Source organism: Agromyces cavernae, from assembly GCF_021044935.1.
GTDB classification, from domain to species: Bacteria; Actinomycetota; Actinomycetes; order Actinomycetales; family Microbacteriaceae; genus Agromyces; species Agromyces cavernae.
Window position 1 is genome coordinate 438,091 of sequence record NZ_JAJNMP010000003.1, and the last position, 22,886, is coordinate 460,976.

A 22,886-nucleotide genomic window follows, 5' to 3' on the forward strand; every position below is an offset into this window, starting at 1 on the left:
TTCGTCGCTACTCGACCGACGCAACTGAGAGGACCAACCCCATGCCCCACGCCGATCTCGTCTTCACCGGCGGGCCCGTCTTCACCGCGGACGCGGTCCGCTCGCGGGCGAGCGCCGTCGCGGTCACCGACGGCCGCATCGTCGCCGTCGGCTCCGATGACGACGTTCGCGAACTCATCGGCTCACGTACCGAGGTCGTCGACCTCGCCGGCCGGATGCTCCTGCCCGGGTTCCAGGATGCACATGTGCATCCCGTCTGGGGCGGCCTCGACCTGATGCGCTGCGACCTTGCCCCGTTGGGCACCGAGCCCGAGTACCTCGCGCGCATCGCCGAGTACGCGGCCGAGCATCCCGACGACGAGTGGGTGCTCGGCGGAGGATGGCAGATGTCGGCGTTCCCCGGCGGCACGCCCACCGCGGCGTCGCTCGACCGGGTCGTGCCCGATCGGCCGGCGTTCCTGCCGAACCGCGACGGCCACGGCGCGTGGGTCAACTCGGCGGCGCTTCGACTGGCGGGCATCGACCGGAACACGCCCGACCCGGCCGACGGGCGCATCGAGCGCGACGCCGACGGCAACCCGAGCGGCACGCTGCACGAGGGGGCGATGTCGCTCGTGAACCGGCACCTGCCCGAGACGAGCCTCGAAACGCTCACCGAGGCGCTCCTGCTCGGACAGGAGTATCTGCACTCGCACGGGGTGACGGCGTGGCAGGACGCGATCGTCGGCAGCTATGGCGATGCGGGCGATCCCGGTCCGGCGTACCTCGCTGCCGCGGCATCCGGCAAGCTCACCGCCCGCGTGGTCGGTGCGCTCTGGTGGGACCGCACGGCCGGGCTCGAGCAGATCGACTCGCTCGTCGATCGGCGCGAGCGCTACCGCGGGGGCCGGTTCGCCGCGTCGAGCATCAAGGTCATGCAAGACGGCGTGGCCGAGAACTTCACGGCGTCGATGCTCGAGCCGTATTGCGACGGGCACGGGCACTTCACCGACAATTCGGGCATCTCGTTCGTGCCGCCCGAGATCCTGAACGAGGCGGCCACGCGCCTCGATGCGCTCGACTTCCAGTTGCACTTCCACGCGATCGGCGACCGCGCGGTGCGCGAATGCCTCGACGCCGTGCAGCACGCGATCGCCGCCAACGGGCGAGGCGACAACCGCCACCACATCGCCCACCTGCAGGTGGTGCACCCCGACGACATCGCCCGCTTCCGCGAACTCGGGGTCGTGGCGAACATGCAGTCGTTGTGGGCGGCCCTCGAACCGCAGATGGTCGAGCTGACCTTGCCGTTCCTCGGGTCGCCGCGGGACGCGTGGCAGTACCCGTTCGGCGACCTGTTGCGCTCGGGTGCGGTGCTCGCGGCCGGCAGCGACTGGTCGGTGTCGACTCCCGATCCGCTCGCGGCGATCCACGTCGCCGTCAATCGAAAGGCCGCACCCGGTCACGAGGAAGGCGAGTACGACGCCTTCCTCCCCGAGCAGGCGATCGACCTTGCCACGTCGCTCACCGCCTACACGGCCGGCTCGGCATTCGCGAACCACCTCGACGACACCGGCACGATCGCCGTGGGAAAGCTCGCCGACCTCGTGGTGCTCGACCGCGACCCGTTCGCTGCGCCGGCGTCGGAGATCGGTGCGACCCGGGTGCTGCAGACGTTCGTCGAGGGAGAACGGGTCTACGCGTCGTCCGACGCGTAGCCGTGGCCTGAGTCCTCGGCACCGCTCGACGTCGTGGCACCGCTCGACGTCTCGGCACCGCCGTACTGCGCCGCGAGGGCGGCGCCGAGGCCGGCCAGCAGCCGCCGAACCGCCGGAGGCTCGACGACTTCGGCCTGGGCGCCCCACGCCGCGAGCCTGCGCGCGAGCACGAGCTCGGTCTGGCCGGCGACGCGCACGATCACCCGGCCGTCGACGGCCGCTCCCAGGACCTCGGCCTGCCCGACCCAGCCACGGAACTCGTCTTCGACCGCCGGATCGACGAGCACCGTCGCCGTCGTGCGCACCCGGGTCTGCTCGATCTCGGCCGAGAGGCTCGCCCACGCGGCATCGAGGTCGAATCCGGCGGGCGGCTCGAACCGATCGTCACGGGTTTCGACGTCGGTCATGCGATCGACGCGGTAGCTGCGAAGGCCGCGGTCGGTGTCGGCGACGAGGTACCAGCGGCCTGCCTTGTCGACCAGGCCGAGCGGTCGCACGACGCGGTCGGCGGGCTGCCGGCCCCAGGCGGCGTACGTGAACCCGACGAGGCGACGCTCGACGACCGCGTGCTGGAAGGCGTGCACGGCGGCGGGCGTCGAGGCGGGTGCGCCCCAACCGCCTGCCTCGACGACGACCGCATCGGCCGCAGCCTCGGCGTCGGCGCGAAACGTCGGTGGGAGCGCACGCATGACCTTGCGCAGTGCCGACGCGGCCGACGTCGACTCGCCGGCTCGAGGGCCGAGCAGCAGGAAGAGCGCTCGCGCCTCGGACGCGGTGAACCCGCTCAGGTCGGTTCGCCCGTCGCCGAGCAGCGACCACCCGCCGCCCCGCCCTGACTGCGGATACACCGGTACGCCCGCGGCCGAGAGCGCCTCGAGGTCGCGGCGGGCGGTCGCGACCGAGATCTCGAGCTCGTCGGCGAGCTGGCGCGCGGTGACCCGGCCCCGAGCCTGCATCAGCAGCAGGGTGGCGACGAGTCGGTCTGCACGCACGTTTCCATTCTCATCGAGAAAGTAGTCAGAAGGTGAGCACTTCTGTGCGGCATCCTGAATTCGACGACGACAACCGGTCGTCGAATGAAGGGAAGAACAGACCATGCTTCGAGGCATCGCCACCGTGAACTGCTACGTCGAGGACCCGGCCGCGGCCGCCGCCTGGTACACCGAGGTGCTCGGTATCGAGCCGTACTTCAACCGCCCCGGTCCCGATGGACGCGCCGCTTACGTGGAGTTCCGCATCGGCGACCACCAGCAGGAGCTCGGCTTCATCGACCGGCGATTCGCACCGAGCAGGCTGGCTGCGGGCGGCGGCGCCGGGCCGATCGTGCACTGGCACGTCGACGACCTCGAGACGGCCGTCGCGCGGCTCGTCGAACTCGGCGCAACTCCGCTGCTGCCCATCACCGAACACGGTCCCGGATTCGTCACCGCATCGGTGGTGGACCCGTTCGGCAACGTGCTCGGGGTCATGACGAACGTGCACTACCTCGACATGCTGGGCGAGGAGCGCGCCGCGATCGGCTGAGATCCCGCGCGATCAGGTGAGGCGGTCGTTCAGGAACCGGACGACCTTCTCCCTCGCCCCGTGCGCCTCGTTCGGCGGCTCCTCGCGCACCTCGCCGGTCAGTACCGAGTGCGCCATCGGCCCGTTCCCGCCGGGGTTGCCCCATGACGAGTCGAGCTCGATGATCTCGAACGCGTCGCCGAGGCGCCGCTTCAGCGCCGCGAACCGCTGCTTCGGCGCGATGCGATCGTCGCTGAAGCGCAGCCCGAGCACGCAGAGCCCGTCGTCGCGGGCACGCCGGGAGATCTCGGTCATCTCCTCACGACCGACCGGCAGGGCACGACTCCACGGCCCGGGCAATGCATACGGCAACGAGGGCTGGCTGAGCACGGGCGCGACGACCGCATCGTCCATGGCCGCTGCGAGCGCGAACCCTCCCGTGAAGCACATGCCGATGACGCCGACGCCGCCAGGCGAATCATTGGCCTTCAGGGCCGCGGCGAGCGCACGCAGCTTCACGCTGAATCCTCGCTCAGACCGCAGCCCGAGCGCACGGAACTCGCTCATGATGCAGATGCGCGCCTGCACGGACGGCATGAACGCCTGACGGGCATGATGATCGGGCTCACCGAACAGATACGGCATCACGACCGTGAACCCTTGGGCGACGAGGTGATCGCCGAGGCCGATCACAATCGGCGTGATACCGAACGCCTCATGCAGGAGGATCACTGCCGGCCCTGGGCCCCCGTCTGGATCGCGGCGGTAGACCGGATAGTCGAAGATCTCGGCATCCTTGATCTTGCCGGCGGCGATCGGCTCGCCCCAGGCTGCGATGTCCCCGATCGGTGCCTGCGTCTTCATCGGACGACCCCCAACGTCGATGACGGGCGTATCGTCGGCCAGCCTAAACCCGCGACGGGCGACCGCGGAAGGTCACCGTGCGACCGTGTCGATCAGATGAGCACCGGCGCACCGAGGTGACGACGATCCACCCCGAGAGCAGTGCCCAGAGCACGCCCGATGCGACGAGCACCCCACGTGGCGTCACGATCGGCCCGGACGCGAAGGCCTCGCCGAGCCCGCCGACGAGGGCCGCAAGCGCGACCACGACGCCGGCGACCGTGACGACCATGCCCCAGCGACCGTTCAGGAGCGCCGCGCCGAGGGTCATGACGAGCATCGCACCGAGAACGCTCAGCGGCGGGGTGAGCGCCGACCCCTCGAGGATCCAGCCCCAGCCCGTCGGAGTCGAGCCGTCGTCGGCGAACTCGGCGGGCCACGACGCCCACGCTGCGAGGGCGATGAGCGGCACCTGCAGGAGGAGCGCAGTCGACCACGCGAGCACATGAGCTCGCTCCACCTGCGTTCGTCGTGGCCGGTTCATGCGCCGACCGTCCGCGCCGGCGGCTCCCACACCCCGACGGCCGCTGCTGCGCGGGCGAGGGCTGCGGTCGGGGTCATCCGGATCGCCGTGTCGCGCAACGCCGCCACCGGCCGCCAGCCGACGTGGGCGATGCGGCCCATCGACCTGGCGCGGCGCGCGATCGACTGGGTGCGCGGCCGGCGCAGCGCGTCATAGGCGGCGAGCGCCGCATCGAGGTCTGCGCCGTCCCCGACGAGGTTTCCGAGGGTCGCCGCATCTTCGAGCGCCTGCCCGCCGCCCTGCCCGAGGTCGGGCGTCATCGCGTGCGCGGCGTCGCCGACGAGCACGCATCGACCCCGCACGAAGGTGGGCAGGGGCCGGGCGAGATCGTGGATGTCGTGCCGCAGCACCGACGCCGGATGGGTCGCGTCGAGCAGGGCGGGGATCGGGGCGTGCCACTCCTCGAAGCGGCGCCGGACCTCGGCGAACTCGTCATCGAACCGGGTGGCCTCGGGCAGGCTCGCGACCGCGAACCAGTAGACGCGACCGTCGGGCAGCGGGGCGATGCCGAAGCGTTCGCGGAAGCCCCAGGTCTCGCCCGCGGCATCCGACAGGTCGACCGGATGTCGCGTCACCGCCCGCCACGCCGTGTAGCCCGAGTAGCGCACCCCGGGCTCCGCGGTGACCGTCGCTCGATTGCGGCTGCGGATACCGTCGGCGATGACGACGAGGTCGCCCGACAGCAGTTCGCCGGCATCCTCGCCGCCGGCGCGCGACGCGACCACCGCACCGCATGCACCTTCGACGCGAGCGCCCACGCCGAGGAGCAGCCTCGCTCCCGACGCGCGCTCGAGCAGGGCCCGTTGCAGGTCGGCGCGGTGCAGCACGCCGAACTCGCGCGACGGATCGCGGGGCAGCTCGGCGAGCACGTCGCCGCCGGGCGTGCGCTGCAGCGTACGCAGCGCGGGATCGATCGGATGCCGCAGCCTGTCGGCCAACCCGAGCTCGTCGAGCGCACGGAAGCCGTTGGCGAAGATCGAGATCCCGGCCCCGATCGGCTCGATGGCCTCGGAGCGTTCGATCACCGTGACCTCGTGCCCCTCGCTTCGCAGTGCGCCGGCGGTGGCGAGTCCGCCGATTCCGGCGCCGATCACGATCGCGTGCATGGGTTCCTCCTACTTCGGCCGCTAGATACGCTCCCGTATCTTACAATGAAGATACGCCTCCAGACACCCGGCCCGCAACCCTCTTCTAGAATTGCGCGATGAGCCGCAACGAGCCCGTGACCGGCCGAGCGACCCGCCGCTCGGGCGCCGCGGTCGAGGCCGCCGCCCACGCGGCCGCGATCGAACTGCTCATCGAGGGCGGCCCGACCGCGGTCACGATGGAGGCCGTCGCCGATCGCATCGGAACCTCCAAGCCGGTGCTGTACCGGCGCTGGGCCGACAGCGGCGCGCTCGTGCGGTCGGCGCTGCTCACGGGCGCCCAGTCACTCATCACCGCGCCCGACACGGGATCGCTGCGCGACGACATCCGTGCCGTGCTCACGCAGTGGGCGGCATCGTTCGACACGCCCGCCGCCCGCCTCTATCCCGTGATCGTCGGCGTGATGGCGCACGACGCGGAGTTCGCCCGCGAGTTCCGCGGCGGGGTCATCGCGTGGCGTCGCGACGCGATGCGCGAGATCTACCGGCGCGCCGCCGCCAGAGGTGAGATCGACGCGAATCTCGAGGTCGACCTCGTGAGCGAACTCGGCCAGGCCGTGCTCTGGCATCGGCTCCTGATCACGGGCGACCCGGTCGACGAGGCGTTCATCGACCGCGTGCTCGACGACGTCGTCATGCCGCTCTCGACGCGGTGACCGCGAACCGCCCGACACCGCGCCCGCCGCGATGCGAATAGGTGCCTCTTCTTCTACGACGAAACCCGTCGAACGTCGCAACTTCCTGCGGCAAATGCCGCCACGCACAGAACTTGCCCGATAGTTCCGTTTGCGACATCCGCCCGCTCATGTGACCATCGAAAGATGATCACCGCGGATCGAAGCGCCCTGCTCACCCCCGTCGAACCGGCCGAACCGGTCGATGAGGTCGACGCGCTCACGCTCGGCCGCCGCATCCGCGAGCGCCGTACCGCCCGCGGCATGACCCTCGGCGAGCTCGCCGCGGCCATCGACCGGGCGCCGTCGCAGGTGAGCGCGATCGAGAACGGCAAGCGCGAGCCGCGCCTCTCGATGCTGCGCACGATCGCGCTGGCGCTCGGCACCACGGTCGACGAGCTACTGCGTGCCGACGCGCCGAGTGAGCGCGCCGCCCTCGAGATCGCCGTCGAGCGCGCCCAGCGCGGGCCGGTGTTCGCGGCGCTCGGGCTGCCGGCGTTCCGCGTCGCGAAGACCATGAGCGACCAGACCCTGCAGACGATCCTCGCGTTGCACCACGAGATCGACCGCTTGCACCGCGAACGTGCCGCGACACCCGAAGAGGCGCGTCGGGCGAACGCCGAACTGCGCGCCGAGATGCGCGCCCGCGACAACTTCTACCCCGAGCTCGAGGCGAAAGCCGCCGAGCTGCTCGAGGCGGTCGGGCACACCGGTGGGCCGGTGTCGCACCAGCTCGTCGCCGACATGGCGAGCCACCTCGGCTACTCGCTGCACTACGTCGGCGACCTGCCGCACTCGACCCGGTCGGTGACCGACAAGCGCAACGGCCGCATCTACCTGCCGACTCAGCAGTCGCCGTCGCGCGACTCGCGCTCTCCCATCCTGCAGGCGCTCGCCAGCCATCTGCTCGACCACGACGAGCCGGCGAGCTACGCTGACTTCCTGCGCCAGCGCATCGAGACGAACTACCTGACCGCGGCGATCCTGTTGCCCGAGCAGGCCGCCGTGCGGTTCCTCAGCGAGGCCAAGAACCTGCGTCGCATCTCGATGGAGGAGTTGCGCGACGCGTTCGCCGTGTCGTACGAGACCGCCGCGCACCGGTTCACGAACCTCGCGACCGCGCGCCTCGACATCCCGGTGCACTTCATGAAGGTGCACGAGTCGGGCACGATCATCAAGGCCTACGAGAACGACCGGGTGCGCTTCCCGTCCGACGCACTCGGGGCGGTCGAGGGCACGACGGTCTGCCGCAACTGGACGGCGCGCACCGTGTTCGACATCGAAGACCGGTTCAGCCCCTGGTACCAGTACACCGACACCCCGTCGGGCACGTTCTGGTGCACGTCGCGCATCGAGAAGGCGAAAGAGGGCGAGTACTCGGTGTCGGTGGGCGTGCCGTTCGAGCACGTGAAGTGGTTCCGCGGGCGCGAGACACCGCATCGTGCGGTTTCGCGTTGTCCCGACGAGTCCTGCTGCCGACAGGCGCCGGGCGCACTTGCCGAGAAGTGGGCGGATGCCTCGTGGCCGGCCGCCCGCACGCCCACGAGCCTGCTCGCCGCCCTGCCGACGGGCACGTTCCCGGGTGTCGACCAGACCGAGGTGTACCAGTTCCTGGAGGCGCACGCGCCGCGCACCTGACCCGCGGGAGCGGGCGCCGCCTCCCGAACTGGGGTATGGCAAGCGACCCGCCCGCCGGTGCCGTCGCAGAGCCCCGGTGGTAAAATCCACGCCATCCAGCGTCGAATCTCCCTGTGGAGGTGTCTCGATGCACACCCGATGGATGGCACGCATCGGCACGGCCGCGCTCGCGGTCGCCGTCGGGGTGTGCGCCGCCTTCGTCCCTGCCCCGGCATCCGCGGGCGGCGTCGCTCCGGCGGCACCGGTGCTGGTCTCGTCGACCTCAGGCTCGATCGCCTCATCGAGCGCGTCAGCGGCCGTCGCGTCGGTGGCAGTGCAGGCGGGCGATCCCTTCACCTTCGCGGTGCTGCCCGACACCCAGAACTACGTCATCACGCCGACGAACAGCCACATCATGGCCGCGCAGGCGCAGTGGTTCGTCACCCAGCGCGACGCCCTCGACCTCGCGTTCGTCGCCGGCGTGGGCGACGTCGTCGACAACTACACCTCGGCCGCGCAGTGGACCCGGGCATCGGACAACCTGGCGATCATGGATTCCGGCGGCGTGCCGAACTCGGTGCTCCCGGGAAACCACGACTTCAACCTCACGACCGGTGACTTCACGATGTACAACCAGTACCTCCCGGTGAGCCGCTACCGCGACGCCACCTGGAACTCGCCCGCGGCCTCCTATGGCGGTTACTACGGGCAGAACCAGTTCGGCCCCGACGCCGCCGACCGGCAGAACATGGACAACTACGCCCTGTTCACGGCGGGCGGCATGGACTTCCTCCTCATCAACCTCGAACTCAACCCGCCCGACGACGTGCTGGCGTGGGCGCAGCGCGTGCTCACCGCCCACCCGAACCGGCGGGCGATCGTCGCCACGCACGCCTACGTCAACATCACCGGCGCGTTCAGCGCCCAGGTGCAGCGCACCGACGTGCCCGGCAACAGCGGGGCCGCCATCTGGCAGGAGCTCGTCCAGCCCAACTGCAACGTGTTCCTCGTCATCAACGGGCACTTCACGGACGGGCTCGACGGCGAAGCCAACCGCACCGACCTCAACGCCTGCGGCCGCCCGGTGCACGCCGCGCTCTCCGACTATCAGGGGAGGCCGAACGGCGGCGACGGGTGGCTGCGCTACTACACGTTCACCCCGGCGACCAACGAGATCCGCGCCACGACGTACTCGCCGACGCTCGACCAGTTCGAGACCGACGCGGACAGCTCGTTCGTGATGTCGTACGAGATGGCGGCGCCGCCGCCGGTGGGGGTCCTCGCGCAGGACGCGTTCTCGCGCACGGTCGCGTCGGGCTGGGGCACCGCCGACACCGGCGGAATCTGGACGGTGAACTCGACCACGAAACTCTCGGTCGCCTCCGGCGCCGGCCGAGTCGCAGCGAACGCCGGCTCCACCCTGAACGCGACCCTCGGCCAAGTCTCGACGTCCGCGATCGACGCCCAGGTCAGCGTCGCGGTCGACAAGCTGCCCAACCAGGTCATGTACACCACCCTCGCCGCCCGCGTGGTCGGCACCTCGCTCTACGGCGCCCGCCTGCGCATCAACCCCAACGCGACCGCGCAACTCCAACTCATGCGCGACGGCACCGCCCTGACCAGCACCACCCTGCCCGGCATCACCGTCACCGCCGGCACCCCCATCCGCATCCGCGTCCAGATCGAGGGCACCAACCCGACCACCCTCCGCGCCCGCGCCTGGCCCGCCGGCAGCACCGAACCCACCACCTGGCACACCACCACCACCGACAACACCCCCGCCCTCCAAGCCACCGGAAGCCTCCGACTCAGCACCTACCTCAGCAGCTCCGCCACCAACGGCCCCATCACCACCACCTACGACGACCTCACCGCGACCGCCATCGGCGCACCACCGCCACCGCCACCGAACACGCCCCCGACGGCGGCGTTCACGTGGGCGGCCGACGGGCTGACGGTCGACGCCGACTCGACCACGTCGTCGGACCCCGACGGCACCATCGTGTCTCGGTCGTGGGACTTCGCGGGCGTGTCCGGCGGCACGGGGATCCTCGCGTCGCACACGTTCCCGGCCGCGGGCACGTACCCCGTCTCCCTCACGGTGACCGACGACGACGGGGCATCCCACACGGCGACGCAGTCGGTGACGGTTTCGGCGCCGCCTCCGGTGGGGGTCCTCGCGCAGGACGCGTTCTCGCGCACGGTCGCGTCGGGCTGGGGCACCGCCGACACCGGCGGAATCTGGACGGTGAACTCGACCACGAAACTCTCGGTCGCCTCCGGCGCCGGCCGAGTCGCGGCGAACGCCGGCTCCACCCTGAACGCGACCCTCGGCCAAGTCTCGACGTCCGCGATCGACGCCCAGGTCAGCGTCGCGGTCGACAAGCTGCCCAACCAGGTCATGTACACCACCCTCGCCGCCCGCGTGGTCGGCACCTCGCTCTACGGCGCCCGCCTGCGCATCAACCCCAACGCGACCGCGCAACTCCAACTCATGCGCGACGGCACCGCCCTGACCAGCACCACCCTGCCCGGCATCACCGTCACCGCCGGCACCCCCGTCCGCATCCGCGTCCAGATCGAGGGCACCAACCCGACCACCCTCCGCGCCCGCGCCTGGCCCGCCGGCAGCACCGAACCCACCACCTGGCACACCACCACCACCGACAACACCCCCGCCCTCCAAGCCACCGGAAGCCTCCGACTCAGCACCTACCTCAGCAGCTCCGCCACCAACGGCCCCATCACCACCACCTACGACGACCTCACCGCGACGTCACTCCAGTGATGCCTGCCGATGCGCTGGCGACAGCCGGCGGTGTGATCACCCTGCCGACTGAGGCATGGCATACGCGATGTGCACGTCGTCGATCTCGCCGTCGAACGCGAACGGCATCCTGTCGGCGTACTGCCGCGAGACGGCGCCCCCGTAGGCGCGGCCGATGTCGAGGCAGTCGTTCGCGGTGAACAGCAGCGGTGCGCTGATCGGCACCGTGCCCGATCCCACTTCCGCACCGTCAACCGAGAGCACGACCTCGAGCGGCCCGCCGGGCCTCGGCGCGACGTAGCTCGTGGCGATCTCGATCGTCGCCTCACCGGCGGGCAGCGGCGCGGACGACGTGATCGTCGTGCGCTGGATGAGGAAGAGGTTGTACTCGTAGGTCAGCACCCCGTCGACGAGGAACAGCGTGAGCCCGCCGCCGACGCCGCCCAGCTTGTAGAGCACGCCGTTGGCGCGCTCGGGCAGACGCACCTTCATGGTGACGGTGTTCGGCTTGTTGCCGAGTGCGGGGGCGCAGAACTCCGGAATGCGTACGGTGTCGCCGCTCAGCCGCCACTCGGTGTACGGCGGGCCCAGTCGGAACTCGGGGTGGTAGACCGGGATCCAGAGACCGCCGCCGATCGGCAGCACCTCGTTCCTGGCGGCTTCGATGGCGAACACCTCCTTGAGCTCGGCGAGCTTCTCGGGGTGCTGCGCCGCGAGGTCGTTCGCCTGCGTCCAGTCCTCGTCGAGGTGGTACAACTCCCACCGGTCCTGATCCGGCGTCCAGGTCGCGATCCCGGCAGGCAGGCCGGGCACCCAGGGAAGCCGCGGCCCCATCGCCGACGCCATCCACCCGTCGGAGTAGATCGAGCGACTGGCCATGATCTCGAAGTACTGCGTGCGACGCCGCCCGTCGGCTGCGGGGTCGTCGATCGAGTACCCGAGGCTGATGCCGTCGATGGGGTCTTGCGGGATGCCGTTGACCATCTCGGGGTGCGAGATGCCGATGATCTCGTAGATGGTCGGAACCACATCGATGACGTGATGGAACTGCGTACGCGGAACGGGGTCGTGCGAGATCCGCCCCGGCCACTGCACGAACATCGGGTTCCTCGTGCCGCCGAGGTGCGAGGCGAGGAGCTTCATCCCCTGGTAGGGCGCCGATCCGGCCCACGCCCAGCCGGCGTGGTACATGTTGTCGGTCGTCGGCGTGCCGAGCGCGTCGAGGCCGCCGAGCTCCTCGAGCGCCGCGATGTGCTGCTCGACGGTCGACGGAATCCCGTTCTGGGCGAGCAGTTCGCTGATCGTGCCGTTCTGCCCTTCGCCCGATGAGCCGTTGTCGCCCCAGATGTAGATGACGATCGTGTTGTCGCCGTAACCGAGCCGCTCGAGCTCGTCGACGACGCGCCCCGCCTCCACGTCGGCGTGTTCGCCGAACCCGGCGCAGACCTCCATGAGTCGCCGCTGGAACGGCTTCTGGTCGTCGGGGATGTCGTCCCATCCGGCGAGCGTCTCGTGCCGCGGGGTGAGGTCGGCATCCTGCGGGATCCAGCCCGCGGCCTTGGCCCCCTCGTGGGCCCGCTCGCGGTACGCGTCCCAGCCGTCGTCGAACTTGCCCGCGTACTTGTCGGCCCACTCCCTCGGCACGTGGTGCGGTCCGTGGATCGCCCCGGGCGCCCAGTACATGAAGAACGGCTGGTCGGGCGCATTCGCCCGGTGCTCGCGCAGCCACTTCATCGCGTCGTCGGCGATGTCCTCGCTGAGGTGGTAGCCCTCTTCGGGAGTCTTCGGCGGCAGCACCGACGTCGTGTTGCGCACGAGGTTCGGCTCGTACTGCGAGGCTTCGCCCGCCAGGAAGCCGTAGAAGTACTCGAACCCGTATCCCGTCGGCCAGCGATCGTACGGCCCTGCCGAGGTCGTCTCCTCGGCCGGGGTGTTGTGCCACTTGCCCCACGCCCCGGTGGCGTACCCGTACTGGCGCAGCACCTCGGCGATGGTCGCACTGCTCTTCGGGATGTGGCCGGAGTACCCGTCCCAGTCGTTGGCGAGCTCCGCGATCTGCCCGCTTCCCACGCGGTGGTGGTTGCGGCCGGTGAGCAGCGACGCTCGGGTCGGCGAGCACATCGCGGTCGTGTGGAAGCGGTTGTAGCCGACACCGTTCGACCGCACCCGCTCCATCGTCGGGGTCTCGACCAGGCCGCCGAGCGGCTTCGGCAGGGCGGGTCCGGCGTCGTCGATGAGGATGATGAGCACGTTCGGCGCGTCGGCCGGCAGGTGCGATTCCGGGGGCTTCGGCGAGTACGTCGACTCCTGCAGGGTGCGGCCCGCGACGCTGCCGGATGCGCGCGGCGGGAAGGGCAGCGTTCGATTCGGCGCGAGCGGTGCTCCGATCACCGACGGTCGTCGTGCTTCAGTCATGGACTCGTTCCCCCTCAGATGGCAGTTCTCACAGGGTCGTCGCTGCTTGCGCGGGATGCATCACCCAGATCAGGTGAACCGGCCGCGACGCGTCGCGAACGCAGCGTCGCGACATCCGTGCGCTCTGTACGACGGCGAGCGGATGTCGGGACACGGCGCGCTGGCGCGGGGCAGGTGCCGCGCGGGAGGATGGGAACACAGACCGCATCGGAGTGATCTCGTGGCAACCACCGTCTTCGAACGACGCCGGCCGCCGGCATCCGTCGTGCAGCACTCGCTCGCCGACACGCACCAATCGGTGTTCTGGCTCGACGACCTCGCCGCATCCGGCGGGCAACCGTCTCGCCAGGTGCTCACCCACAACCACGTCGCCGACCTCGCCATCGTCGGCGGCGGCTACACCGGCCTGTGGACCGCGATCCTCGCGAAGCAGCGCAACCCCGATTCGCGCGTCCTCCTGGTCGAGGCGAAATCGATCGGGTGGGCGGCATCGGGCCGCAACGGCGGGTTCTGCGAGGCGAGTCTCACGCACGGTCGCGAGAACGGCCTCTCCCGGTGGCCCGACGAGCTCGACACGCTCGATCGCCTCGGGCTCGAGAACCTCGACGCGATCGAGGCCGCCGAGGCCGAACTGGGGATGTCGTTCGAGTTCGAGCGCAACGGCTCGCTCGACGTCGCGGTCGAACCGCACCAGCTCGAGTGGCTCGAGGAGTCGCTGGCCGACGCGGCCGGTCGTGGCGACGATTCGGTGATCTACCTCGAGGAATCGGCGGTGCAGGCCGAGGTGGCGTCGCCCACCTACCTCGGGGCCGTGTGGAACACCCGCACGAGCGCGATCCTGCACCCGGCGAAGCTCGCAGCCGAGCTCGCGCGGGTCGCCGAAGGACTCGGTGTCGAGATCTTCGAGCGGTCACCGGTGCGCAGGCTCGAGACCCCCGGTTCGACCGGGGCGGCGAGCCTCGTCACCGACGTCGGCCGCATCGATGCGGCTCGCGTGGTGCTCGCGACGAACGTGTTCCCGTCGCTGCTGAAGCGCAACCGGCTCATGACCGTGCCCGTGTACGACTACGCGCTGATGACCGAACCGTTGTCGGCCGAGCAGCTCGCCTCGATCGGGTGGTCGCGCCGGCAGGGCATCGGCGACATGGCGAACCAGTTCCACTACTACCGGCTGTCGCGCGACAACCGCATCCTCTTCGGCGGCTACGACGCGATCTACCACTACGGTCGCCGCATCCGCGACCGTTACGAGCAGCGGCCCGCCGCGTTCGAGATGCTCGCAAGCCACTTCTTCACGACGTTCCCGCAGCTCGAGGGACTGCGCTTCTCGCACAAGTGGGCGGGTGCGGTCGACACGAGCACGCAGTTCACCGCGTTCTTCGGCACCGCCCGCGACGATCGCGTCGCCTATGCCGCGGGATTCACGGGCCTCGGCGTCGCCTCGACGCGATTCGCGGCCGAGGTCATGCTCGACCTGCTCGAGCAGCGCGACAACGAGCGCACGTCGCTCGAGATGGTGCGCAAGCGCCCGCTGCCGTTCCCGCCCGAGCCGGTCGCGGCGATCGGCATCAACGCCACGCGATGGTCGCTCGATCGGGCCGACCACAACCAGGGCAGGCGCAACCTGCTGCTGAAGACGCTCGACGCGCTCGGATTGGGGTTCGATTCATGAGCGACGCCTCCAGCGATTCGGTACGCCTCATCGCCGGCGCGATCACGGATGCCGCATCCGTCGCCCTCTCGCACGAACCGGTGCCGGCTGACCAGGTGGTCGAGGGCTCGCCCACCACGGGCTACGTCGCGCTCGACGAATCCGACGCGGGTGAGATCGGCGTCTGGGAGATGACGCCGGGCGCGATGCGCGACGTCGAGGTCGACGAGGTGTTCGTCGTGCTCTCGGGCGCGGCGACCGTCGAGTTCGAGCATCCGCACTCATCGCCGATCGTGCTCGCGCCCGGCTCGGTCGTGCGTCTCGACGCCGGCATGAAGACCATCTGGACTGTGCGCGAGACGCTGCGCAAGGTGTTCATCGCCAGGTGAGAGTGCGGTCAGCCGCAGAACTCCCTGGGCGCGGCCTGGCGCTCGGACGAGCCGATGGTCGTGACGATGCCGCCGTCGACGATGAAGTCGATCCAGCCGGTCGCGTCGTCGCCGACGGCGTAGCCGTACGTGTCAGCGCCGATCTGGGCGACGGTCTCGAGGTCGGGGTACGCGGCGGCGAGCTCTTCGCCGGACGAACCGAGACGAATCCCGGCGTCGGTCGCGGGCGAGGCCGGGACGACCCCGTCATCGCCGGCTCGTCCGGCGACCCACACCGTCGCCACCTCGGTGCCGTCTGCCGACAGGCTCAGCAGGACTCCCGCGGTCGCGTCGCGCGAGAGTTCGACCGCGCCGGGGCACAGTTCCGCAGCTTCGAAGGTCGTCAGTTCGGAGAGCGCATCGGGATAGGCGGCGGCGCGCTTGATCGGGCCGATGCCTTCGGCGGTGATCGTCCACGTCGTCACGTCGGCGGGATCGACGGTGGGTGCCGGAGAGGGCGTCGGCGGAGACACCGCTGAGGCGGTCGGCGACGGCTGACCGGTGCTGCCAATCTCGGCCGATCCGGGCGAGGCGCACGCGGCGAGTGCCAGGATGGCGATGAGGGCGCAGGCAACGGGGGCGGGACGGAATCGCATCGAGGGCGTCTCCTTCGGCCGGAATCCTCGGCGGCTCCGAGTTCGGTCAGCATATCCTTCACGCGGACGAGAAGCTGTGGCGCCTTCGTCTCGTTCGGATAACACCCACCGGGACGCGCGGGTCGCGACCGCGTGACGCCTCCGCTCGTCCTCAACAGGTTGCTCCTCCAGAGAGTTCTCCACAGATTTTTCGCTGTTGATCGGCGATTTCATCGCGATTCGAATGTCGGTGGGTCGTGATCGAATGGGTCCATGACGGAGTTCGGAGCGAGTGCGGCGAGCAGCCGTCATGCTCGCGTCCGCGGTGGCGCCTCAGTGCGCGCCGCCGAGGCTGCGCTCGATGCCGAACTCGAGGCGATCGTCGAACTCGAGCGTTCCATCCGCGCTGCACAGGCCGAGCAGTTGCGGCGCATCGAGCGCGCGCACGGCTGGGCGCACGCGGTCGAACGGGTGCATGAGGGCAGCAGCTCGACCGATCGAGAGCTGGCGACGCGATGTTTCGTCGCTGAACTCGCGACGGCACTGCGGGTGCACGAGCGACAGTCGGGTGCGATGGTCGCCGACGCCCAGCGGCTTCGATCGCTGCCCGCGACGCTCGACGCACTCGCGAGTGGCACGATCGGGCTCGCCCACACCCGAACGATCATCGAAGCGACGCAGGGCATGCCGCAGCCGCTCACCGCCGAGTTCGAGGTCACGGCGCTCGACCGCGCGGCCCGCATGACCAACGCCTCGCTGCGGCGCAGCCTGCGGGGCTTGCGTGAGCGCCTGCTCGCCGAGCCGCTCGAGCAGCGACAGGCGCGCAGTGCGCTCGACCGGCGGGTGTGTCTCGAACCCGAGCCCGACGGCATGGCCTGGCTCAGCCTCTACCTCGAGGGAGAACGCGCGACGGCCATCCGTGCTCGGCTCGACGCCCTCGCCGGGGCATCGCTCGACGGCCGCACGGCGGCGCAACGAGCACTCGACATCGCGGCCGACCTGCTGCTCGGAAACCCGGTCGTGGGCGGCGCGACCGACGACGGCGACGGGCTCGGCGCCGGCGACGGGCTCGGTGGCGGCCCGGCCGGAGTCGGCGAAGCCGATATCTCCCGGCGCCGTCCGCTGGGTGCCGTGGTTCCCCGGGTGTACGTGACGGTGCCGGTGATGACGTTGCTCGGCCACTCCGATGAACCCGCCGAACTCGACGGGTACGGCCCGATCGACGCCGAGACCGCTCGAGAACTCGCGGCGCACGCGCCGTCGTTCCAGCGCATCCTGACGCACCCCGAGACCGGTGCCTACCTCTCCTACGGTCGCGCGAGCTATCGGGTTCCGGCCGATCTCGCCGGGTACCTGCGGGTGCGCGACGGAGGGTGTCGATTCCCGGGATGCGGTCGCCGGGCGGTCTCGAGCGACATCGACCACACCGTCGATTGGGCGTTCGACGGGCGCACCGAGCATGACAATCTCGCGCACCTCTGTCGCAAGCACCACCGGCTCAAGCATCGAACCGGGTGGCGAATGGCGCAGGAGCCCGGCGGCGCCGTCCGTTGGGAGTCACCTGCCGGTCGTGTCTACCGAAGTCGACCCGAGCATCCGTTCGCGCCGAGGCCGGCATCCCGAAATGCAAACACCCGCACGTCGAGCCGGCCACCCGATGCGATGGAAGACCCCGAGGCTCCGCCTCTGGCGGCAGGGTTCTGAGCGCGGCCCCACGTGCGGGTGCCAGCGCATTGCGCGGTGTTACTGAGTCAGGCGACCGAGACCTCGGCTGCGCCCGACCCGACCACGGCGTCGGGCGCCGGACCGACCGGGTCGATGTGGAACATGCGGGCGAAGCGCACGACCGCGTCGTGCTCGCCGGCGAGCAACTGCACCCCCGCCGGATCGAGCGAACCCGAGAGGAGATCGCGGAACTCCGCCGCGCTGAGCACGAACTCGGCGCTCACCTCGAACGCGACTTCCGGTGCGCCACCTCGCTGGGGCTGCGGCAGGGCGCCGGGCCCGATGGGCGACACCTCGAGCGTCGCGTTCACGACGATCGCGACGAGTGAGACACCGCTCACGTGCAGCACGTACTCGGTCGGGGGTGCGCCGGCAGCGGCATCCGACCGGAACGCCGCCCGCAACGCGACGGCCAGCGAATCGGCCGTGACGATCTCGCCCTCGGCGGGCTCGCCGAGCGCCGACCACCCCCAGCGCTCGAGCGCGACGACGACGGGTTCGAGCGCACGGCCGAACGCCGTGAGCTCGTACCCGCCGCGCACCGTCGGCACGCGCCTGATGACCCCTGACTCCTGCAGTTCCTTGAGCCGGTCGCTCAGGATGTTGGTGGGGATGCGCGGGAGTCCCGCCTTCAGGTCGCCATACCGGCGCGCGCCGACGAGCAGGTCGCGGACGATGAGCATCGCCCACCTGTCCCCGACCCGCTCGAGTGTCCGCGCCGCGCCGCTGTACTGGCCGAAGCCGCGCGCGGCGCGTGTGGCCATGTGCCGGCCCCGGTCAGGCCGACGCCGAAGGCGCCGAGGCTCCCTGCTCGGCCAGGTAGGCCTCGGGGCCCTGCTCGGCTGCCGCGGGCTCCATGTAGAGGAATCCGAGGATGTTGCCGTCGGGGTCCTCGAGGTCGCGCGAGTACATGAAGCCGTAGTCCTGCGCCTCGCGGGGCTCGGTGCCACCTGCGGCGAGACCCTTGGCGAGCGCGTCGTCGACCTCGTCGCGCGAGTCACGGGTGAGGGCGATGCTCACCTGCGCCTGCGTCTTGGTGTCGATGATCTGCTTGTCGGTGAACGTGCCGAGGTACTCGCGGGTGAGCACCATGAAGTAGAGGTTGTCGCCGAGCACGACGCATGCGGCGTTCTCGTCGGTGAACAGCGGGTTGATCGAGAACCCGAGGGCCGTGTAGAAGGCCTTCGAACGCTCGAGGTCGGTCGAGGGAAGGTTCACGAAGATGCTCGAGGTGGTCATCATTGCTCCAGGGTGTGTGGGTCGTGTTGTTCTGTCAGGCCAGCTTGCTCTTTGCAAGTGCACTTGTCAATAGCAAGTGTTTTCTTCTCTGCCGCAGCTCAGGACGGGTTCAACCCCGACTCGCGAACAGCTCGACCGCGACCCGCGCGCACGCCTCATCGTCGGCCGCATCCGCACCGCTCACACCGACGCCTCCGACGACCACGCCCTCGACCGCGAGAGGCATCCCGCCCGGGAACAGCACGTACCGACCGCCGCCGTTCGCGTGCAACCCGAACAGCACACCGCCCGGCACCGCGAGCCCGCCGAGCTCGGAGGTCGGCGCCCGGTGCGCGACCGCCGTGAACGCCTTGTCGACCGCCAGCGTCGGGCCTGCGATCTCGGCACCGTCCATCCGCGCGAACCCGATAAGGTGCCCGCCCGCATCGACGACCGCGATGCTCACCGCGACCCCGAGCTCCTCCGCGCGGCGGCGGGCCGCCCCGACGAGCTCGACCGCGAGGTCGAGCCCGATCGAGACGGCCGCCCGCAATTCAACGGGTTCCGGCATCCGCCTGCTCCGTCGCGCCGGCACCGGCGTTCGAAGATGCCTCGGACGAGGCATCCTCGTCGCCCCCGACCTCGCTCTCACCGCCGGCGAGCACCGCACCCGCCCGGGCGAGCACCTCAGGACGCCTCCGCCCGAACACCACCGCGATGACCGCCATGGCCGCGATGAAGGCGAGCACGATGTACGGGAAGTACCGCAGCGGCTCGGCCGGCACCGGGTAGACCTGCCCGTAGATCGGGATGCCCAGAAGCACGATGCCGAGCACCGGCAGCACCGCGTGCCGCCAGACGTTGCGCTCGGCGCGCCCCTCGCGGGCGAAGTGCCGCATGCACGCGATGTTCGTGAGGATGTACACGGGGATGATCGCGAGCGTGAGGATCGAGCCGAGGTAGACGTACGCGTTGAATGGCCCCGCGAGCAATCCCACACCGAAGGTGAACACCACGGCGACGATCGCCTGCAGCCAGATCGCTGTCGTCGGCGTACGGTGCACCGGGTGGATGCGGCCGAGCGACGACGGGAGCATCCCCTCACGACCCATCGCGAAGATGATCCGCACGACGCCGTTGTTGGCGTTCATCGTGACGGCGAAGATGCTCGAGATCCCGGCGAGACCGATCAGCAGGTCGAGCCACGGCGCGTACGTGCGAGCGAGCTCGTTGAACGGCGCGGCATTGCCGACGAGGCTGTCGAGCCCGGAGACGCCGAAGCCGATCATCTCCGCGTAGGTGCAGAAGATGTAGATCGCGCCGACCAGCAGCAGCGAGTAGAGGATGCCCCTGGGGACGTTGCGGCGCGGTTCGCGCACCTCCTCGCCGAGGGTCGTCGCCGCCTCGAAACCGACGAAGGAGAGGATGCCGAAGGTCATTCCAAGCGCGAGCCCCGAGATCCCGTTCGGGGATTCAGCCGGGCTGAACGGCTCGAGCGTGAGCCCCGCGGCTCCGCCTTGCATGAGCACGATCGCGCTCAACAGCACGATGACCCCGACCTCGATGCAGAAGAGGATCGCGGCCGTGCGCAGCGACCCCGAGATGCCGCGCAGCGAGAGCACCACCATGAGCACCGTGAAGATCGCCGAGATGATCGTCCAGTGCACCTGGATGCCGTAGCCGGCGAGCACGTCCTGCGTGTACACCCCGATGAGGGCGAGCTCGGCGGGCACGAGCAGCGCGTACGCTATGAACATCAGCCCGCCGGTCACGAAGCCGGTGCGCGGCCCGATGCCCCGCGAGACGTAGGTGTAGAACGACCCGGCGCTCGGGAACGCCTTTGCCATCGCCATGATGCTGCTCGCGACGACGAGCATCACGACGAGCGCGATGACGAACACGAGCGGCATGGCCGCCCCGGCGCTCGCGGCAACCACCTGGGGGTTGAAATAGACCGACACCGCGGGGCCCATGAGGGCGGCCGACATAATGACCGCGCCGCCGAGTCCGACCGCGTTGCTGCGAAGTGCGCTTCCTTGCGCCATCGATGCTCCAATCCGAGGTCTCGCGTCAGTACGAGACTGGAGAGACGCTAGGGCTCGGGCGGATCCGTCGTAAAGATCCCTCACCGGTGCTCGATCGATGTCCGCACACTGTGACCTGACGGCGCCGTTTCGCCGGTCGGATCGACGGCCCCTCGGATGAGCTGCAGAACTCAGCGCGAAGCGCTGCGACGCACGAGCAGCGCGAGATGCAACGCGGTCAGCGTCTCGCCGTCGTCGAGGTCGACACCGAGCAGGTCGCCGATGAGTGCGAGCCGCTGGTAGAACACCGACCGCGAGAGATGCGATGCGGATGCCGCAGCGGTGCGATTCGCCGGATGTGCGAGCATCGCCCCCAGCACGTGGAGCAGGTCGCCGCCTCGGGCGAGGTCGTACTCGATGAGCGGCGCGAGCATCCGCTCGCTGTGCCGCAGCAGCCGATGGTCGTCGCGCAATGAGGTGACCAGGCGCATGAGCGGCCGATCCTCGCCGCGCCGCAACGTCGGCCCGTGAGCAACCCGCCCACCGGGGGCGCGCGCGAGGTCGAGCGCCTCCTGCACCGAGCCGAGCAGCCCGTCGAGATCGGCCGCGGCCGCACCGATCGAGAGCACGAGACGATCGGCGGATGCCCCTCCACCCGCGATCTCGTGCGCGAAGGCACTGGCGTGGCGGTCGCCGAACGAACTGCTCGCGGGGAGCGACAACAACACGACCGTGGCGTGGCCCGACGACGTGGACCCTGGGGCGTCGCCGGCGATCGCCCGCCCGCCGAGGGTTCGCGCCGCGACATCCGCCGCCTTTCCGGTCACCGGCGCACCCGTGGCGACGAGCCCGTGCAAGACCGCCCCGTCGAGCGGCAGCCCGGCCGCGACGAGGCGAGCGGATGCCGCGGCGAGACCCGCGAACCGGCCGGCGAGCAGGCCGTCGATGAGTCGTTGCCGGCTGGCACGCACCCACTCGTCGGCGTCGGCATCACCCTCGGCGAGACGGCCCAGCGCGAGCGCGATGGCTCCCTGTTCGAGCACCGCGGTGCGACCGGCGGGATGCGTCGGGCCGGGCAGGGCGATGAGGTAGCCCCAGCGGGTGCCCCGTGCCTCGACCGGCACGATGAGCCAGTCGTCGGATCGACGTGAGAAGCCCTGCCCGGGCGTCGTCGTCGCGGGCGGTTCCGCGGCGGGCGGTTCCGTCGCACGCCGATGCGCGCGACGCGACCGCGACTCCCAGTCGGCGAGCACCTCGCCATCGGCACCGAACGCACCCTCGGCCGCGACCACCTCGTGCGCGAGATTCTCGAGCACGACGGCCGCGCCGAGCGTGTCGGCCAGCTGGCGAACGACGTAGTCTGCGGGCGCCCCGCGCAGGCTCAGTGCGGTGAACCGTTCGCGCACCTCGTCGCGGGCGCGAAGCGCCGCGGTCTGCTCGCTGATGATGCGGCTGTGCACGGCCTCGGTGAGCGTGACGAACTTGACCTCGTGGTGCAGGGCCACCAGCGCGAGCCCGCGCTCGCGAGCGGCCGACTCGACGATCGCGGGCACGTACCGGTAGTGCACGCCGAGCTCGAGCACGAGGCCCGAGAGCCCGGCTTCGACGAGTCCCACGATGAAGTCGGCGAGCTCGTCGGGCTCGGTCGGCCAGCCCGAACCTGTCGAGAGCAGCAGCTCGCCGCCGTTGAGCAGACGGGCGACGCCCGCGCTGTCCGACACGTGCACCCAGCGCACCCGGGCATCGAGCGCGCTCTCGCTCGACAGCACCTCGGGAACACCTGCGGCGACCGGCGGGAGCGTCAGGATCTCGCGGACGGTGGGCAGTCCGCCGTCGGCAGACGGCACGCTCGGGGCACTCGGGGCGCTCGGACGATCCGTTCGGATCGCGGCATCTTCGCGACGATCTGGCATCTGGTGCGGCTCACATCCTCTGTCATGCTGGGGAATACCAAGCCTAGAGGATGCCGGTCGATCTGTCCGGATCGGCGATTCCATCCTCCCCGTTCGCCCTGCCATTCA

General features: G+C 70.3%; 19 protein-coding genes. 8 read left to right on the plus strand and 11 right to left on the minus strand.

Annotated features, from left to right (window positions below):
• Positions 1–41 precede the first annotated feature (41 nt).
• On the plus strand, positions 42–1,697 hold the full coding sequence (locus tag LQ757_RS13365) for an amidohydrolase (RefSeq protein ID WP_231047744.1): 1,656 nt from the start codon (positions 42–44) through the stop codon (positions 1,695–1,697).
• Here LQ757_RS13365 and LQ757_RS13370 read toward each other — a convergent pair.
• Positions 1,676–2,689, minus strand: a complete 1,014-nt coding sequence (locus tag LQ757_RS13370; protein WP_231047745.1) for a helix-turn-helix transcriptional regulator — start codon at positions 2,687–2,689, stop codon at positions 1,676–1,678. The two genes, LQ757_RS13365 and LQ757_RS13370, sit on opposite strands and share 22 nt — an antisense overlap.
• Positions 2,690–2,792: 103 nt before the next feature.
• Here LQ757_RS13370 and LQ757_RS13375 point away from each other — a divergent pair, with 103 nt between their 5' ends.
• Entirely contained in the window at positions 2,793–3,221 is a 429-nt protein-coding gene (locus LQ757_RS13375; RefSeq protein ID WP_231047746.1) for a VOC family protein, read from the plus strand.
• A 12-nt stretch (positions 3,222–3,233) separates the two neighbouring features.
• On the opposite strand, the gene LQ757_RS13380 is transcribed toward LQ757_RS13375, so the two are convergent.
• The 3 genes from LQ757_RS13380 to LQ757_RS13390 are packed head-to-tail and all read right to left on the minus strand — an operon-like array spanning position 3,234 to position 5,732.
• The gene (locus LQ757_RS13380; RefSeq protein ID WP_231047747.1) at positions 3,234–4,064 is read right to left on the minus strand and encodes a dienelactone hydrolase family protein; all 831 of its coding nucleotides are present in this window, start codon (positions 4,062–4,064) and stop codon (positions 3,234–3,236) included.
• A gap of 43 nt (positions 4,065–4,107) precedes the next feature.
• Complete coding sequence (locus LQ757_RS13385) at positions 4,108–4,587, minus strand: hypothetical protein (RefSeq protein WP_231047748.1); 480 nt, start codon at positions 4,585–4,587, stop codon at positions 4,108–4,110.
• Positions 4,584–5,732, minus strand: coding sequence for an FAD-dependent monooxygenase (locus tag LQ757_RS13390; protein WP_231047749.1), 1,149 nt, complete (start codon positions 5,730–5,732; stop codon positions 4,584–4,586). The genes LQ757_RS13385 and LQ757_RS13390 overlap by 4 nt, the downstream gene beginning before the upstream one ends.
• 98 nt (positions 5,733–5,830) lie before the next feature.
• Here LQ757_RS13390 and LQ757_RS13395 point away from each other — a divergent pair, with 98 nt between their 5' ends.
• The 3 genes from LQ757_RS13395 to LQ757_RS19195 all read left to right on the plus strand — a co-directional run bounded on the left by LQ757_RS13395 (position 5,831) and on the right by LQ757_RS19195 (position 10,850).
• A complete protein-coding gene (locus tag LQ757_RS13395; RefSeq protein WP_231047750.1) occupies positions 5,831–6,427 on the plus strand; it encodes a TetR/AcrR family transcriptional regulator in 597 nt (198 codons plus the stop codon).
• Between the two features lie 165 nt (positions 6,428–6,592).
• Positions 6,593–8,083 (plus strand): helix-turn-helix transcriptional regulator, encoded by a 1,491-nt coding sequence (locus LQ757_RS13400; RefSeq protein WP_231047751.1) that lies wholly within the window; start codon positions 6,593–6,595, stop codon positions 8,081–8,083.
• Between the two features lie 127 nt (positions 8,084–8,210).
• Positions 8,211–10,850, plus strand: a complete 2,640-nt coding sequence (locus tag LQ757_RS19195) for a PKD domain-containing protein (RefSeq protein WP_255681397.1) — start codon at positions 8,211–8,213, stop codon at positions 10,848–10,850.
• 36 nt (positions 10,851–10,886) lie between these two features.
• Here LQ757_RS19195 and LQ757_RS13410 read toward each other — a convergent pair whose 3' ends face one another.
• Positions 10,887–13,244: an arylsulfatase gene (locus LQ757_RS13410; protein WP_231047752.1), complete on the minus strand. Its 2,358-nt coding sequence runs from the start codon at positions 13,242–13,244 to the stop codon at positions 10,887–10,889.
• A gap of 220 nt (positions 13,245–13,464) precedes the next feature.
• Between LQ757_RS13410 and LQ757_RS13415 the strand changes: the two genes are divergently transcribed.
• Complete coding sequence (locus tag LQ757_RS13415; RefSeq protein WP_231047753.1) at positions 13,465–14,916, plus strand: NAD(P)/FAD-dependent oxidoreductase; 1,452 nt, start codon at positions 13,465–13,467, stop codon at positions 14,914–14,916.
• Complete coding sequence (locus LQ757_RS13420) at positions 14,913–15,284, plus strand: cupin domain-containing protein (protein WP_231047754.1); 372 nt, start codon at positions 14,913–14,915, stop codon at positions 15,282–15,284. The genes LQ757_RS13415 and LQ757_RS13420 overlap by 4 nt, the downstream gene beginning before the upstream one ends.
• Positions 15,285–15,292: 8 nt before the next feature.
• On the opposite strand, the gene LQ757_RS13425 is transcribed toward LQ757_RS13420, so the two are convergent.
• Positions 15,293–15,919 carry a hypothetical protein gene (locus LQ757_RS13425; RefSeq protein WP_231047755.1) on the minus strand — a complete coding sequence of 209 codons (627 nt, stop codon included), beginning with the start codon at positions 15,917–15,919 and terminating at the stop codon, positions 15,293–15,295.
• A gap of 252 nt (positions 15,920–16,171) precedes the next feature.
• Between LQ757_RS13425 and LQ757_RS13430 the strand changes: the two genes are divergently transcribed.
• Positions 16,172–17,602 carry an HNH endonuclease signature motif containing protein gene (locus LQ757_RS13430; RefSeq protein WP_231047756.1) on the plus strand — a complete coding sequence of 477 codons (1,431 nt, stop codon included), beginning with the start codon at positions 16,172–16,174 and terminating at the stop codon, positions 17,600–17,602.
• 47 nt (positions 17,603–17,649) lie between these two features.
• Here LQ757_RS13430 and LQ757_RS13435 read toward each other — a convergent pair whose 3' ends face one another.
• The 5 genes from LQ757_RS13435 to LQ757_RS13455 form a co-directional block, all read right to left on the minus strand.
• A complete protein-coding gene (locus tag LQ757_RS13435) occupies positions 17,650–18,387 on the minus strand; it encodes a winged helix-turn-helix transcriptional regulator (protein WP_231047757.1) in 738 nt (245 codons plus the stop codon).
• 13 nt (positions 18,388–18,400) lie between these two features.
• Positions 18,401–18,862: a VOC family protein gene (locus tag LQ757_RS13440; protein ID WP_231048184.1), complete on the minus strand. Its 462-nt coding sequence runs from the start codon at positions 18,860–18,862 to the stop codon at positions 18,401–18,403.
• Positions 18,863–18,971: 109 nt separating this feature from the next.
• Positions 18,972–19,412, minus strand: a complete 441-nt coding sequence (locus LQ757_RS13445) for a GlcG/HbpS family heme-binding protein (RefSeq protein WP_231047758.1) — start codon at positions 19,410–19,412, stop codon at positions 18,972–18,974.
• Positions 19,396–20,886, minus strand: coding sequence for an APC family permease (locus tag LQ757_RS13450; protein WP_231047759.1), 1,491 nt, complete (start codon positions 20,884–20,886; stop codon positions 19,396–19,398). The genes LQ757_RS13445 and LQ757_RS13450 overlap by 17 nt, the downstream gene beginning before the upstream one ends.
• 170 nt (positions 20,887–21,056) lie before the next feature.
• Complete coding sequence (locus LQ757_RS13455) at positions 21,057–22,778, minus strand: PucR family transcriptional regulator (RefSeq protein WP_231047760.1); 1,722 nt, start codon at positions 22,776–22,778, stop codon at positions 21,057–21,059.
• Positions 22,779–22,886 lie beyond the last annotated feature (108 nt).

Excerpts from the sequence above, each read along its gene's own strand:
- LQ757_RS13365 (WP_231047744.1), top strand. The coding sequence starts at position 42 with ATGCCCCACGCCGATCTCGTCTTCACCGGCGGGCCCGTCTTCACCGCG.
- LQ757_RS13375 (WP_231047746.1), top strand. The coding sequence starts at position 2,793 with ATGCTTCGAGGCATCGCCACCGTGAACTGCTACGTCGAGGACCCGGCC.
- LQ757_RS13380 (WP_231047747.1), bottom strand. The coding sequence starts at position 4,064 with ATGAAGACGCAGGCACCGATCGGGGACATCGCAGCCTGGGGCGAGCCG.
- LQ757_RS13385 (WP_231047748.1), bottom strand. The coding sequence starts at position 4,587 with ATGAACCGGCCACGACGAACGCAGGTGGAGCGAGCTCATGTGCTCGCG.
- LQ757_RS13390 (WP_231047749.1), bottom strand. The coding sequence starts at position 5,732 with ATGCACGCGATCGTGATCGGCGCCGGAATCGGCGGACTCGCCACCGCC.
- LQ757_RS13395 (WP_231047750.1), top strand. The coding sequence starts at position 5,831 with ATGAGCCGCAACGAGCCCGTGACCGGCCGAGCGACCCGCCGCTCGGGC.
- LQ757_RS13400 (WP_231047751.1), top strand. The coding sequence starts at position 6,593 with ATGATCACCGCGGATCGAAGCGCCCTGCTCACCCCCGTCGAACCGGCC.
- LQ757_RS19195 (WP_255681397.1), top strand. The coding sequence starts at position 8,211 with ATGCACACCCGATGGATGGCACGCATCGGCACGGCCGCGCTCGCGGTC.
- LQ757_RS13410 (WP_231047752.1), bottom strand. The coding sequence starts at position 13,244 with ATGACTGAAGCACGACGACCGTCGGTGATCGGAGCACCGCTCGCGCCG.
- LQ757_RS13420 (WP_231047754.1), top strand. The coding sequence starts at position 14,913 with ATGAGCGACGCCTCCAGCGATTCGGTACGCCTCATCGCCGGCGCGATC.
- LQ757_RS13425 (WP_231047755.1), bottom strand. The coding sequence starts at position 15,919 with ATGCGATTCCGTCCCGCCCCCGTTGCCTGCGCCCTCATCGCCATCCTG.
- LQ757_RS13430 (WP_231047756.1), top strand. The coding sequence starts at position 16,172 with ATGACGGAGTTCGGAGCGAGTGCGGCGAGCAGCCGTCATGCTCGCGTC.
- LQ757_RS13435 (WP_231047757.1), bottom strand. The coding sequence starts at position 18,387 with ATGGCCACACGCGCCGCGCGCGGCTTCGGCCAGTACAGCGGCGCGGCG.
- LQ757_RS13440 (WP_231048184.1), bottom strand. The coding sequence starts at position 18,862 with ATGACCACCTCGAGCATCTTCGTGAACCTTCCCTCGACCGACCTCGAG.
- LQ757_RS13445 (WP_231047758.1), bottom strand. The coding sequence starts at position 19,412 with ATGCCGGAACCCGTTGAATTGCGGGCGGCCGTCTCGATCGGGCTCGAC.
- LQ757_RS13450 (WP_231047759.1), bottom strand. The coding sequence starts at position 20,886 with ATGGCGCAAGGAAGCGCACTTCGCAGCAACGCGGTCGGACTCGGCGGC.
- LQ757_RS13455 (WP_231047760.1), bottom strand. The coding sequence starts at position 22,778 with ATGCCAGATCGTCGCGAAGATGCCGCGATCCGAACGGATCGTCCGAGC.